Origin of the sequence: Amycolatopsis albispora (genome assembly GCF_003312875.1) — a bacterium.
In the GTDB taxonomy this organism is placed as follows: domain Bacteria; phylum Actinomycetota; class Actinomycetes; order Mycobacteriales; family Pseudonocardiaceae; genus Amycolatopsis; species Amycolatopsis albispora.
The window spans coordinates 7,673,685-7,687,169 of record NZ_CP015163.1 but is presented as its reverse complement, the minus strand read 5'-3'; the positions used below and the strand labels follow the sequence as shown (position 1 = coordinate 7,687,169).

Sequence of the window (13,485 nt, the reverse complement as noted above, 5' to 3'; positions counted from 1 at the left end):
CCTACGGGTTACCACGGACACGATGGGAGCGACCGGCGACGGCCAGCGTGAACTCGTCCGCCGCACCCGGCCGGTAGTCGTCGGCCAGCCCGCCCAGCGCCCGCGTGCCCTTGACCGTGCGCGCGGGAAGCGCCGCCGAGCCGAGCGCGAGCGCCACGCCCGCCACCGACAACACCACGCCGAGCTGGGCGTATCCGACGGTCAGCGCGAGCAGGGCGGTGAGGAACAGCCCGTAGAAGACGATCCGGATGCCGGCGCGGCGCAGCCTGGTCGTCCGCAGCAGGCCGTCGGCGCGGAGGTCGGCTCGCACCGCCCGCTCGAACCGGTGGAGGTCGATCCGGACGTCGTCGAGCACGGCCGCTTCGCGGCGCTCCTGTTCTCGCGAAGCGAACACCTGCTCGAGCAGGTCTCGTTCGAACTCCCGCAGCGGGTCGCCGGCTTCGGTGCGCGTCAGCGTGCCGTCGCTGACCGCCAGGTGGCCGCGATCACGCAGGGCGGCGAGCGTGAGCGCGGCGTCCATCGCGTCGGCACGGCCGTCGGCGAGCACACCCGCGTACCCGGGCGGCGCGCCGGCCGCCGGCCGCGGCCACCACTGCCGCAGGAACGCGATCAGCCAGGCCCAGCACAGGATCAGGAACCCCAGCGCCACCCACGCCCAGCCGACCGGCTCGGTGAGCAGGAAGGCCCCGCCGATGGTGGCCGACGGCACCAGCCGCTCGTTGGCGGGCACCGAGCCGGGCGGCAGCTCCACGGTGATCATCATCCGCTCACCGGGCGGCAGGTTGCGGTGGCTGAACCGGGTCAGCCCCACGTGGTCGATCTGCGCGGCGAGGCAGGGCTTCGGCCCGGCCACGCACCGCACCGCCTCCGGGATCTTCGGCGCGGCCAGCGAAGCACGGACGAACTTCAGCTCTTCGCTCCAGCCCTGGGCCAGCGGCCAGGACACCTGCGGCCCGGTCGGGCTCGCGGTGATCGCGCCGTCCACGGTGTACCGGACCACGGCGGTGCCGGACAGCTCGACCTTGAACGAGTCCGCGGTCAGCTCGGCGTGCCCGTCGCCTTCGACCACCACGTCCCGCACGGTGAGCACGCGGTCCTCGTCACCGCCGACGGACTGGCGCAGCGGCAGTTCCCTGGTCATCGACTCGGTCGCGGCCACCGCCTCGGTGACCGACAACGCGCCGTCGCGCTCGACCCGCAGCTCGATCTCCGCGCTCTGCGGCAGCGTCGGCAGCGGCGGCGCGGCCGCGACCAGGACAGCGGCGACGAGCGGGATCAACGCAGCGACCGGAGGTGCCCCGCCTCGGCGAGCACGCCGTCCAGGGCGGTCAGGAGCGCGGGCAGGTGCGTGCCGAGCCGCTTGAGGTCGCGTTCGCCTTCCAGCCCGCCGAACCAGTACAGCCCGGCCGCGCCGTCGGCCTCCGGATCGAGATCGGCGAAGCTGTTCAGCCAGCGCTCGGTTTCGCCGAGCACCACGGCGTAGGGCAGCGACCGCGAGAACACCAGCTCCCGGTCGGCCTCGGGGATTTCGCCGGCCGGAACGCTGTGCAGGTAGCCGATCAGCCCGCGGATCTGCCCGGCGAGCGCGCGGCCGCGCGCGGTGCGCCTGGGCAGCAGCGGGGCCCCGGCGGTGATCGCCAGGCCGAACACGATCAGCGCCAGCCCGACCAGCGCGTGCCCGCCGGACAGCGCCAGCACCACGGTCAGCAGCAAGCCGAGCAGCGCCAGCACGATGCCGGCCCAGCCCGCGAAGCCGCGGCCGGAACCGGGCGGCCGGGAGAACCAGCCGCGCGCCACCACGTCCGCGTACATGGCTTCGTCGAAGGGCTTCAGGTCGATGCCGCGCCCGGAGCGCAGTTCGGACAGCAGCGCCGACTCGGCACCGCCGGGCAGCACGGCCTGGAAGACCGCGCGCTCGTACGGGTGCAGGTTCTCGTCGGGCTCGTTGCGGCGGGAGATCCGCCAGTCGGCGATGCCGTCGGCGTCGCGCACCGGCGCGATCAGCAGGTAGTTGCGCACGGCGAGATCGACCACGGTGGCGGTCACGTCCACCACGTCGGCCTTGCCGTCGACGATGGTGCCGACCTGACCGGGCAGCACACCGTCCGGGGAAGCGAAGAACACGCGGTCGCCCTCGCGCACGAGGATGTCCGACTTGGGGGCGGGGACGTCGGGCACGCTCGCGTCGCGGCGGCGGCTCCAGAAGAGGAATCCGCACCACAGCAGGATTCCCAGCGCGGCGATGGCGAAGCCGAACACCGCGGTGGTGCTCAGCACGAAGGCGTTGGCGAGGGTGGCGGTGTCGGCGAAGCGCGCGTTCGCGGGCACCGTCGCCGACGGCAGGCCGACCGCGAGATCGACCGGGTCGCCCGCCTCCAGCTCGCCCTGCTCGATCTTGATCACGCCGCCGTCGCCGGTCTCGGCCAGGTCGCACTGGCGGCCGGCGCCCCCGGCCAGGCAGCGGATCGACGAGGCCTCCGGCACCGGCGCGGCGAAGGTGGCGGTCAGCTCGGTCAGCTCGGTGTCCCAGCCACCGGCCAGCTGCCAGCGGATCTCCTGCTGGTCGCGCAGCTCGGCCACCGTTCCGTCCACTGTGTACTGGACGGTGGTCTTGCCCTCGGGGGCGCGGATGACGAACTCGCTGCCGGTCACCTCGGCGGCGCCCGCCCCGTCGGTGGTCACGTCGCGCACGGCGAACACGCGCTCGGTGTCCTCACCGACGAGCACCCGCAGCGGCGCGTGGCGGGTGGCCTCCTGTCCACTGGGGACGGTCACCGTCTCGGTCACCGACAGCAGGCCGTCCGGCTCGACCTTCAGCTCGACGCCGACGGTGATGCCGGAATCCGCCTGGGTCTCCGGCTGCACCGGCTCCAGCGCCGACGCGGCCGTGCCGGAGCCCACGACGAGCACGAACGCGGCGGCGAGGGCCCCCACAAGCTTGAACACGGTGCTAGACCATAGACCACCCGATGGTGCCTCAGGCCCGTTTCGCCCAGAACATATCTCAACCGTATTTTCGGCCGCGCCTCCGGCGCGGCGGGCGAGGTCGCCGTTGAGCCGAGCCGCGGAACGAGGCACGCCGTGCCGTTGGGCGGCCCGTCGCGCCTCGTTCCGCGGCTCGGCGCGACCTCGCGTGGTGGCGGGGTTCATGACCACGGCTCAGCCCGGGGGTGCGAACGGTTGCTCGCCGGCGGGCGGGCCGGGCGGCAGCGGTGGCTGCTGCTGGTACGGCACCGCCGCCTGCCGCTGCCACGCCTGCGCGTGGTCCCGCCGTCGTCGTTCGGCCAGGATCGCGGACAGGTAGGTCCAGTACGGCATGCCGGGCGGCACCGGCGTGCCGATGGCCTCGGCGATCTCCCGCGAGATCTGGAAACCCAGGTGCGCCCTGGCGTCCTCGCTGAACTCGCGCCAGCGCCCGAGGTACTGGCGCGCGTCGAGCGCGGCGGCGTCCGGCAGGCGGGCGAGGTCCAGGTGCGCGGCCCAGCCCTCCAGCCCCGGCGGCATCATGATCATCGGCGTGACCGCGGCCGGCGTGCGCTCGGAGATCACCACGGTGCCGGCCAGGTAGTCGCCGACGCGCTTGCTCCGGCCCGACAGGAACGACACCACCAGCGCCACCGAACCGGCCAGGCCCAGCGCCCAGAAGTCCACGAAGAACCCGGCCAGCCCGCGGGTGAGCGCGTGCCGGAACCGGATCGGGCCGCCGTCGTCGCGGACCACGCGCAGGCCGAGCGCCATCTTGCCGAGCGTGCGGCCGCCGGTCAGGCTCTCCATCGCCACCGGGTACCCGACCAGCACGAGCACCACAACCACCAGCGAAACGGTGAGGAACAGCGCCTCGTCCACGGTGGCGGCCAGCGCCACCCCGGCGACCATCAGCAACGCCAGCAGCGCCGCCACCTGCAGCAGCACGTCGAGCAGGAAGGCGAGGCAGCGGGTGGGCACGGCGGCCACGCGCAACCGCAGCACCACCGCGTCCCCGGTGACCAGTTCGGACATCGCGCTCCCTCGACGGCTGGGTCTCCCGGCCGAGGGTAGTACTGTCGGGCGGACTGGAATCGAGGGGAACGGACCGGGATGGACGTCGACGTTTTTGTCGCTGCGCACCGGCCCGCGTGGGACCGGCTCGAACACCTGACCAAACGCAGCCGCAAGCTGACCGGCGCCGAGGCCGACGAACTGGTCCTGCTCTACCAGCGCGCCGCCACGCACCTGTCCACGTTGCGCGCGAAGGCACCGGATCCCGCGCTGGTCGAGCACCTGTCGGCGGTGGTGATCCGCGCGCGGTCCGCGGTGACCGGCACGCACAGCCCGGCCTGGCGCGAGTTCGGCCTGTTCTTCTCGCGGCGCTTCCCGGCGGCGGTGTACCGGAGCTGGCACTGGTGGGTGCCGGTGATGGTGGTCTCCCTCTTGGCGTCCGGCGTGGTGTCGGCGTGGATCGCGCTGAACCCGGAGGTGCAGGCGGCGGTCGCGGCGCCGGAGGAGATCCAGCAGCTGACCGCGCCCGGCGGGGACTTCGAGTCGTACTACTCCAGCGATCCGGCGGCCTCGTTCGCCGCGCGGGTGTGGACGAACAACGCCTGGGTGGCGGCGGGCTGCTTGCTGCTGGGGGTGTTGTTCGGTTTGCCGGTGCTGTACATCCTGGGCAGCAACGTGCTCAACATCGGCCTGTCGGGCGGGCTGATGGCCGCGGCCGGGCGGCTGGACGTCTTCCTCGGCCTGATCACCCCGCACGGCCTGCTGGAACTGACCGCCGTTTTTGTCGCCGCCGGAACGGGTCTCCGCCTGGGCTGGACGGTGATCGACCCCGGCCGCCGCACCCGCGCCGCGGCGCTCGGCGCGGAGGGCCGCTCGGTGGTGCTGATGGCGCTGGGGCTGGCGTGCGTGCTGCTGGTGACCGGGGTGATCGAAGCGTTCGTGACGCCCTCGGGCCTGCCGACGTGGGCGCGGGTGGGCATCGGCGTGGTCGCGGAACTGGTGTTCTTCGCCTACGTGTTCATCCTGGGCAGGCGAGCGGCGGCGGCCGGGGAAACCGGGGACCTGGACGCCCGCCTCACCGCCGCCACCACCCCGAGTTCGGGCTAACCCGACGCGCCCGGCTCGGTGTCACGAATGTGGCTTTCGAGACGCCAAACGTCTCGAAAGCCACATTCGTGACACCGGCTCGGCTGAGGGTCAGAGGCGGCCCGCGGCTTTCAGGGCCAGGTACCGGTCCGCCAAAGCCGGTGCCAGTTCGTCCGGCACCGCATCCACGATCTCGACGCCGCGCCGTCCCAGCAGGCTGGTCACCTGCCGCCGTTCCGCGAGGGTGCGTTCCGCGGCGGCCGCGTCGTAGACGGCTTCCGCGTCACCACGTGCCCGCGCCATTTCCGAAACCCGCGGGTCCGCCACCGCCGCGACCACCACCTGGTGCCGCGCGGTCAGCGAAGTGAGCACCGGCAGCAACCCCTCCTGCACCGGAGCCGCGTCCAGCCCGGTGAACAACACCACCAGCGAGCGCTGCCCGGCCCGCCGCAGCACCTCGGTGACCATGCCACGCACGTCCGGCTCGACCAGTTCCGCCTCCAGCGGCGCCATCGCGTTCACCAGCGACGGCCCGGCGCCCTGCGCGGAAGCCCGCAGCACGCGGTCGTAGGCGATCAGCTGCACCCGGTCCCCCGCCCGCGTCGCCAGCGCCGCCAGCAGCAGGGCCGCGTCCATCGCCGCGTCCAGCCGGGGCACGTCCCCGACCCGGCCCGCCGCGACCCGGCCGGTGTCGAGCACCAGCACCACGTGCCGGTCCCGCTCCGGCCGCCAGGTCCGCACCATCACGTCGGCGGCCCGCGCGGTGGCGCGCCAGTCGATCGACCGCACGTCGTCGCCGATGACGTACTCGCGCAGCGAGTCGAATTCCGTGCCCTGCCCGCGAACCAGCACCGCCTGCCGCCCGTCCAGCTGACGCAGCCGCGAAAGCCGCGACGCCAGGTGACGGCGGCTGTGGAACGGCGGCAGCGCGCGCAGTTTCCACGGCACGGCGTGCGAACCCTGCCGTGCGGCCAAACCGAGCGGCCCGAACGAGCGCACGGTGACCGCGACAGCCAGCCGGTCGCCGCGGCGCGTCGGTGTCAGGCGGGCCACCACGCGCCGGCTCTCACCACCGGGGATCACCACGGCGTGCCGGTCCTCGGCGATCCCCGCGCTCGGCTGCCACGCGTCCCGGAGCCGCCCGCGCAACGTCCGCGTGCCCGGGTTCTCCACCGTCAACGTCACTTCGGCGGTCTCGCCCAGCCGCACCGAATCCGCGCCGGAGCGGGAAAAAGCCAGCCCGCGCACACTCGCCGCGAGCAGCAGGTCGACGCCGATCCCCAGCAGCAGCACCAAAGCCAGCACCAGCAGGTCAGCCCGGACGGCCACAGCGCCGCCACCACCACGCCCGCCAGCGCCACCAGCCCGGCGCGCCCGGTGAGCGCCATCAGCGCGGCACGGGCACCGAAGCGAGCACCCGCTCCAGCACCCCGTCCGCGGTCGCGCCCTCCAGTTCGGCCTCCGGCCGCAGCCCGAGCCGGTGCCGGAGCGCGGGCCTGGCCAGCGCCTTCACGTCGTCCGGCGTCACGTAGTCACGACCGGCCAGCCACGCCCACGCCCGCGCCGCCGCCAGCAACGCCGTCGCGCCACGCGGCGAAACGCCGAGCCGCACCGACGGTGAAGTCCTTGTCGCACGGCACAAATCGACGATGTACGCGATGACTTCGGGCCGCAACTTCACTTCGGCGACCGCGGCGCGCCCGGCTTCGAGCTGCGCGCGCCCGGCGACCGGCTTCACCCCGGCCGCGGTCAGGTCACGCGGGTCGAATCCTTCGGCGTGGCGTAGCAGGATGCCGTACTCGTCCTCGCGCGAAGGCGACGGCATGGTCAGCTTCACCAGGAACCGGTCGAGCTGCGCCTCCGGCAGCGGGTAGGTGCCCTCGTATTCGACCGGGTTCTGCGTGGCGATCACGGTGAACGGGTCGGGCAGCGCACGCGGCGTGCCGTCCACCGACACCTGCCGTTCCTCCATCGCCTCCAGCAGCGAGGACTGCGTTTTCGGCGGTGTCCGGTTGATCTCGTCGGCGAGCAGCAGGTTGGTGAACACCGGCCCCTCGCGGAAGGAGAAGTCGGCCGTGCGCGCGTCGTAGACCAGCGAGCCGGTGACGTCACCCGGCATCAGGTCGGGGGTGAACTGCACGCGGGTGGTGCGCAGGTCGAGCGCGGTGGCGAAGGCACGCACGAGCAGCGTCTTCGCCACCCCCGGCACGCCTTCGAGCAGCACGTGACCCCGGCACAGCAGGGCCACGATCAGGCCGCTCACCGCGCCGTCGTTGCCCACCACGGCCTTCGCGACCTCCGCTCGGAGCGCGATCAGTGCCTCGCGGGCGTCAGCAGCGGACGTCATCGGTCGTCGACCTCTTTCTCGAGTCGGTCAAGTTCATCGGCGAGCCGGACCAGCGCCGGATCGGCCTCCGGCGGCGGACCGTAGAGCAGGTCGTGCAGGTGCGCGCCGGGCCGTCCGGTGCGGGTGGCGAGCGCGCCGATCAGCGCCGGTGGTTCGGCGTCGGGCGCCAGGCCGAGCCGCGGCGCGAGCCGGGCCCTGGCGGCCTGGCGCAGGGTTCCGGCGGCGTGCGCGGTCGCCCCGGACCGGCGGTAGAGCCGCGCGCGGCCCTCCACCGTCTCGGCCGCCCTGACCACCACGGGCAGCGGTTCGTGCACCACCCGGCCCAGCCGCCGCGCCCGCCACAAAGCCAGCACGACGGCCGCGATGAACAACTGCACCAGGCCGAACTTCACGCCGTCCGGCACCAGTTCGGTGAAGGTCCGCTCGTCCCCGCGCAACGCCGGATCGGTGGCCGAGGGCACGTACCAGACCAGCCGCTCGCCCGCGCCGAGCAACCGCAGGCCCAGTGCCGCGTTGCCCGCCTCGTCCAGCCGTTCGTTGGTCAGCGGCGCGGGCGTGCCGAGCAGGGTCACCGTGGTTTCCGGACCGCCGAAGCGCTGCACCAGCGTGCCCGCGCCGTCGACGGGATAACACGAGAGCACGCCGTCCCCCGGCTGGTAGCGCACCCCGCCGGAGGTCGCCTCGGCCGCGGCCACGGCCGCCGCGAGCGGGCATTCCGGCTGCCGGTTGTCCACCTCGGCGATTCCGGCGACCTGCGTGCCGGGCAGCACCGCGCCGACGCCCGGCCCCTGCGCGCCGACCAGCACCAGCCGCTCGACCTGGTCACGCAGTTCGACGAGCCGTTCCGGCGGCAGCAGGTCCGGCCGCGTGATGAGCAGCGTTTCCCCGTCCGCGGACTCGGCTTCGCCGAAGGTGTCCACCTGGTCGACACGCACGCCCTGCTCGCGGAGCACTTCGGCGAGCGCGCGCCCGCCGTCGGGCGCGTAGGAGTCGGGATGCAGTTCCTCGCGGGCGCCCTGGTCACCACGCACGAGGACGAGCACGAGCACACCCGCGAGCAGGATCGCCAGGATGATCAGCGGCTTCTTCGCGGCACGCCAGAGCTTCGCGGCGTCGGGGGAGGTCGACGTCACCGGGCGACTCCGCTGGCCGCGGCCGACGCCAGCGGCCGGGCCGCGGCGGCGGCCTCGTCCAGCGCGACCAGCCGCCGGTACCCGGCCTCGGTGGCCGTGCGGCCGCCGTAGAACACGTCGTCGAACTGGACCGCGCCCCGGCGGAGTTCACCGGCGAGCGCGGGCAGCCGGTGGGCGGCTTCGTTCGCGGCCTCGTCGGCGGTGCGTCCGGTGCGCACCTCCAGCACCCCGCGTTCCTCCAGGCCGCAAACGATTGCGCGGAACCGGTCGCGGACCGCGTCGGCCAGCCTGCCCTCGGCGAGCGCGGCCTCGGCGGCCTGGCGGTACCCGGCGGCGGTCAGCTTGTCGCCGGTGAACACCTCGTGCGACGCCTTGGCCCCCCGCCGCGTCGGCCCGAGCCGCCGCCGCACGACCAGCACCACGACCACCACCAGCAGCGCGAGCAGCACCCACGCGAGCGGCGAGGCCGTGGTCAGCTCGGCGGCGGAGCTGACCAGTTCGTCGAGCCGGGCCAGCACCCATTCGACCGCCTCGGCCAGCCAGGACGGCTCAGCCGCCTGGTAGGCCGGGTCGGCGAGTTCGCGACGGGCCGCTTCCGCGGCCTCGTCGCGGTCGATGTCGACCGGGATCATGACGGCCGCGGCGGCTCTGGGTCCTCCTTGGGCTTGTCCTCCCCGGAAGACTCCTTGGGCGGCTCGGGTTGCTCGGGGGTCACCTGTCCCATCGGAATGCCCGACGGCGGCGTCGGATCGGTCGATCCAGCGGGCGGCGCGGCCGGCGCGGCGGCGGCACGGGCCAGCTGGAAGTCCATGCCCTCCTTGCGCATGCGCTGGTCGATGTAGACCAGCGCGCGCACCCCGGCGGAGAACGGCGCGGTGAAGGTCAGCGCGACGACCGTGCCGAGCGTGGCGATGGCCAGCCCGAACTCGGTGTACTCGGGCACCTCGCCGCTGAACAGCGTGGTGAAGCCGGAGAAGTCACCGGCCAGGCTGAACGGCAGCGACACCACCTGCGTGATCACCCAGGCGATGACCATGGCCAGCAGCAGCACCCCGAGCACGCGCCAGAAGGCGTCCTTGACCAGCAGGCTCGACCGCTTGAACGCGGTGCCGATGCCCGCCTTCTCCAGCACCAGCGCGGGTGTGGCGAGGCCGAAGACCACCCCGACGTAGATGCCGGGCACGATGCACAGCAGCAGCCCGACGAAGATCATCAGCGTGTACAGAATGGTCAGCCCGAGCAGCGGCACCAGCCGCGGCGCGGCCTCCTTCATCGCCTCGCCGAAGGTCGGCTTGCGCCCGAGGATGGCCTTGCCGACGACCACGGTGAGGAAGCCGTCCAGGAAGGACGTGCCGAGCGCGGAGACCACCCCGGACACCACCGCCACCAGCCCGCTGGAGGTGAGCAGGTCGGTGGCCAGGTCGAGGGCCTGCTGCTCGGTGAGCACCCGGTTGGTGGCCTCGCTGGCGCGGTTGAGGTCGTCCAGCAGCGGCAGGCTGACCAGGTACCCGACGAACTGGGTGATCAGCACCACCACCAGCGACACGCCGAGCATGATCGCCGGGTTGCGCCGCACCGTGGTGAACGCGCCGTCGAGGATCTCCCCGATGTTCAGCGGCCGCAGCGGGATGACGCCCGGCCTGCCGTAACCGTCCGGGTTCCAGCGCGGACCTGGCTGCGGGGGCGGCGGCCAGCCGCCGTGCGGCTGGTGCTGCGGGGGCGGCCCGCCGGGGGTGGCCCACCCATTCGTGTCGCTCATCGGCTCCTGCCAATACGTCGTTCGCGGTGAGGTCCACACTCTTTCAGAGCAGGTACGCCCAGGCCAACGCGACTCGGCGGGTGCGGGCGGGCAGGTTCGCCGGTCCAGGGCCGGATTCCCCCATACGAGCCCCGGCCACGCGAGTGAGTGGATATGCTTTTGGCAGTCGTGACCGCCGAGGCCGCCGTGCCGGGACGAACAGCCGGGGACCAGTTTTATGACGCAACCGCCGCAGGGCCCCTGGCCGCCGCACGGCTCGCCGGGGTTCGGAGGCCAGCAGCCCCCGTCCGGTTACGGCGGCCAGCCGCCGTCCGGCCCGCTCCCGCCGCCGCGCCCGGCACCCGGCCCGCCCGGGTACCCGCCGCCGCAGTGGGGTCAGCCGCAGCCGCCGTACGGCGGTCCGCCGAAGAAGTCGAACGGGCCGATCATCGCGCTCTGCCTCGGCGCGGCCGCGCTGCTGGTGGTCGGCCTGGTCGTGGTGGTGGTCGCGGTCAGCTCGGACAGGGATCCGGTGGCCGACGGCGGCAGCATTCCCCCGGCCACGCTGAGCAACACCCCGAGCGAGCGCACCGGCGGTTCGTCCAGCACCTCGTCGTCGAGTTCGGCGCCGCCGAGCAGCAGCCGGTCCTCGGACAGCCCGTCCAGCTCGGGCCCGCAGAAGGTGTTCAAGCTGGCCGACCACCCGATCCTGCAGGACCCGGCGGCCGGGCTGAAGAACCGCGTGTGCAACCTGCCCGGCTGGCAGAGCAACCAGGCTGCGGCGGAGGCGTTCTTCACCGCGGCGAGCCAGTGCCTGGACGCGGCGTGGGGGCCGTTCCTGGAGTACTACAACCTGCCGTTCACGCCGCCCGCGCTGCACTTCCCGACCGGTTCGAGCTTCCAGACCGAATGCGGGAACATCCAGGTCGGCATCGCCACCGCGGCGTACTACTGCGAGAACAACCTGTACGTGCCGTTCCGCGGGCTGCAGACCGACCAGTACGGCAACAACCCGGGCGTGTACCTGGCGTTGTTCGCCCACGAGTACGGCCACCACGTGCAGGAGGTCGCCGGGTTGATGGACGCCGCGTGGGAGGAGATCTACGCGGCCGGGCAGAACTCGGAAAAGGGCCTGGAGATGGCGCGGCGCAAGGAACTGCAGGCGCAGTGCTTCTCCGGCATGTTCCTCGGGGCGCACGTCGACCGCGGCGGCACCATCACCAGGGACATGTACGACAAGGCGTGGGACGACCAGGAAACCCGGGGCGACAACACCTCGGGCAGCCGGGACCACGGCACCAACGCGCACTACGCGGCGTGGTGGCGGGCGGGCGCCAAGGACAACCGGATCGTCGACTGCAACACCTTCGCGGCGAGCAGCTCGGAAGTTTCCTGACCGGGCGCTCACCGCTTCGCGCGGTTCTCGACGGCCAGCCACGAACGGGGTCAGATGAGCACGGGACGCCGTCGCGGGCCGCGGACCACGAGCCAGGCGTAACCGCCGCCCGCGAGGCAGCTCAGTGACAGCAGGCCGAGCGCGACCGGTCGCATGAGGGCGCTGTCGCCTCGGGCGGGCGGGGCGATCCGGACCTCCAGCGGCCCCGGCCCGACGTCGGCGGGGAGGGCCACGTCGAACTGCTCGCCTTCGTTGTGCCCGCAGGCGCTGAGCGTGGCGTCGCGGCGCTGCCCGTCGATCTCCACGCGGACGCCCTCGCGGGCCCCGGTGTTGGTGCACGGCAGGGGTTTGGTCACGGTCGCGCGGACCACGGTTGCCTCGGTGCCGCCGCTGACGCCGAGCACGCCCGGCACCAGCCAGACGGCCAGCACCACCAGCACCCCGGTGACCGCCGCGACGGCGACCTCACGCCAGCGCGAAGCAACGCGCCCCGGTGAAGACCCCGACTGCCCGATCACACCGGCAATCGTTCCAGATCCCGGTAACGAAACCCAGCTAGCCCGACCGGACCAAGATCATCCGCAACCGACCCCGGGGCCGCTCAGCCGAGCGGCCACCGAGTCACCACCCGAGCGAGTGTCACGAATGTGGCTTTCGAGACGCAGAACGTCTCGAAAGCCACATTCGTGACATCGGCTTAGCTGGACTGCTCCGCGGGGGTGACCTTCCGGACGTAGAGCAGCCGGTCCCCCGGTTCGATGGCGTCCGCTTCCGGCGCGTCCACCCGGTACAGCTGCCCGTCCCGCACCAGGCCGAGCACGATGTCCGGCAGGTGCCGAGGCGAGCCGCCCTCCTCCGAGGGCTCCACCGGCCGCTCGGCGATCGCCAGCCCCGACTCCGGCGTGAGCAGGTCCTCCACCATGTCCACCACCAGCGGCGTCGAGGTGGCCATGCCGAGCAGCCGCCCGGCCGTCTCGCTGGAGATCACCACCTGGTTCGCGCCGGACTGCTTGAGCAGGTGCACGTTCTCCGCCTCGCGCACCGACGCCACGATGTGCGCCTTGGGCGCCAGCTCCCGCGCGGTCAGCGTGACCAGCACGGCCGAGTCGTCGCGGTTCGCCGCGACCACCACCGCCCGCGCCCGCTGCACCCCGGCGACCCGCAGCACGTCCGACCGGGTGGCCGAGCCGTGCACGGTGACCAGGCCGAGCACCCCGGCCGCGTCCAGCGCGAGCTGGTCGGTGTCCACCACGACGATCTGGCTCGGCTCGATGTTCTCGTCGCCGAGCAGGGTCTTCACCACCGCCCGGCCCTTGGTCCCGAACCCGACGACCACCACGTGGTCTCGCACCTTGTGCCTCCACTTCTGGATCTTGAACGCCTGGCGCGACCGTTCGGTGAGCACCTCGAGCGTCGTGCCGACCAGCACGATCAGGAACAGCACCCGCAGCGGGGTGATGATCACGACGTTGATGAACCTGGCCGACGGCGTGGCCGGCGCGATGTCACCATAACCGGTGGTCGACAGCGAAACGGTGGCGTAGTACACGGCGTCCAGGAAGGTCAGCCCGTCACCGTTGGCGTCGCGGTAGCCGTCGCGGTCCAGGTACACGATCAGCACGGTGGCCAGCAGCGCCAGCCCCGCCCCGATCACCCGTTTCACGATGGCCCGCAGCGGGCTGACCGTGGTCTCCGGCATCTTGATCACGCCGACCAGCTCGTGGTCTGGCTGGTCGTGCAACCGGTCTCCGAGCGGGAGCGGGATGCGCTTGATGCCCTTGATCATGCCTGCTCCCCGAGGCGTGCG

The 13,485-nt window shown here is 72.9% G+C and carries 11 protein-coding genes and 1 pseudogene; 2 read left to right on the top strand and 10 right to left on the bottom strand.

Annotated elements, in window-relative coordinates:
- Position 1: 1 nt before the first annotated feature.
- From A4R43_RS36500 to A4R43_RS36490, 3 genes are all read right to left on the bottom strand, one after another.
- Positions 2-1,279, bottom strand: coding sequence for a DUF2207 domain-containing protein (locus tag A4R43_RS36500; protein WP_162788715.1), 1,278 nt, complete (start codon positions 1,277-1,279; stop codon positions 2-4).
- Positions 1,276-2,946 (bottom strand): DUF2207 family protein, encoded by a 1,671-nt coding sequence (locus A4R43_RS36495; protein ID WP_162788714.1) that lies wholly within the window; start codon positions 2,944-2,946, stop codon positions 1,276-1,278. The genes A4R43_RS36500 and A4R43_RS36495 overlap by 4 nt, the downstream gene beginning before the upstream one ends.
- 213 nt (positions 2,947-3,159) lie before the next feature.
- Positions 3,160-3,999 carry an RDD family protein gene (locus tag A4R43_RS36490; RefSeq protein ID WP_113696245.1) on the bottom strand — a complete coding sequence of 280 codons (840 nt, stop codon included), beginning with the start codon at positions 3,997-3,999 and terminating at the stop codon, positions 3,160-3,162.
- Between the two features lie 78 nt (positions 4,000-4,077).
- Between A4R43_RS36490 and A4R43_RS36485 the strand changes: the two genes are divergently transcribed.
- Positions 4,078-5,085, top strand: coding sequence for a stage II sporulation protein M (locus tag A4R43_RS36485; RefSeq protein WP_113696244.1), 1,008 nt, complete (start codon positions 4,078-4,080; stop codon positions 5,083-5,085).
- A gap of 90 nt (positions 5,086-5,175) precedes the next feature.
- On the opposite strand, the pseudogene A4R43_RS36480 reads toward A4R43_RS36485, so the two are convergent.
- The 5 genes and pseudogenes from A4R43_RS36480 to A4R43_RS36460 all read right to left on the bottom strand — a co-directional run bounded on the left by A4R43_RS36480 (position 5,176) and on the right by A4R43_RS36460 (position 10,303).
- A pseudogene (locus A4R43_RS36480) lies at positions 5,176-6,452 on the bottom strand (DUF58 domain-containing protein).
- Complete coding sequence (locus A4R43_RS36475; protein ID WP_113696243.1) at positions 6,452-7,411, bottom strand: AAA family ATPase; 960 nt, start codon at positions 7,409-7,411, stop codon at positions 6,452-6,454. The pseudogene A4R43_RS36480 and the gene A4R43_RS36475 overlap by 1 nt, the downstream one beginning before the upstream one ends.
- Positions 7,408-8,544 carry a DUF4350 domain-containing protein gene (locus tag A4R43_RS36470; RefSeq protein ID WP_113696242.1) on the bottom strand — a complete coding sequence of 379 codons (1,137 nt, stop codon included), beginning with the start codon at positions 8,542-8,544 and terminating at the stop codon, positions 7,408-7,410. Before A4R43_RS36470 ends, A4R43_RS36475 begins: the two co-directional genes overlap by 4 nt.
- Complete coding sequence (locus A4R43_RS36465; RefSeq protein ID WP_113696241.1) at positions 8,541-9,176, bottom strand: DUF4129 domain-containing protein; 636 nt, start codon at positions 9,174-9,176, stop codon at positions 8,541-8,543. The genes A4R43_RS36470 and A4R43_RS36465 overlap by 4 nt, the downstream gene beginning before the upstream one ends.
- The gene (locus A4R43_RS36460; RefSeq protein ID WP_113696240.1) at positions 9,173-10,303 is read right to left on the bottom strand and encodes a YciC family protein; all 1,131 of its coding nucleotides are present in this window, start codon (positions 10,301-10,303) and stop codon (positions 9,173-9,175) included. Before A4R43_RS36460 ends, A4R43_RS36465 begins: the two co-directional genes overlap by 4 nt.
- Before the next feature lie 217 nt (positions 10,304-10,520).
- Between A4R43_RS36460 and A4R43_RS36455 the strand changes: the two genes are divergently transcribed.
- Positions 10,521-11,678, top strand: coding sequence for a neutral zinc metallopeptidase (locus A4R43_RS36455; protein WP_113696239.1), 1,158 nt, complete (start codon positions 10,521-10,523; stop codon positions 11,676-11,678).
- Positions 11,679-11,728: 50 nt separating this feature from the next.
- Here A4R43_RS36455 and A4R43_RS36450 read toward each other — a convergent pair whose 3' ends face one another.
- Positions 11,729-12,196 (bottom strand): hypothetical protein, encoded by a 468-nt coding sequence (locus A4R43_RS36450; protein WP_236808490.1) that lies wholly within the window; start codon positions 12,194-12,196, stop codon positions 11,729-11,731.
- Positions 12,197-12,375: 179 nt separating this feature from the next.
- Positions 12,376-13,464, bottom strand: coding sequence for a potassium channel family protein (locus A4R43_RS36445; protein ID WP_418190774.1), 1,089 nt, complete (start codon positions 13,462-13,464; stop codon positions 12,376-12,378).
- Between the last annotated feature and the right edge of the window lie 21 nt (positions 13,465-13,485).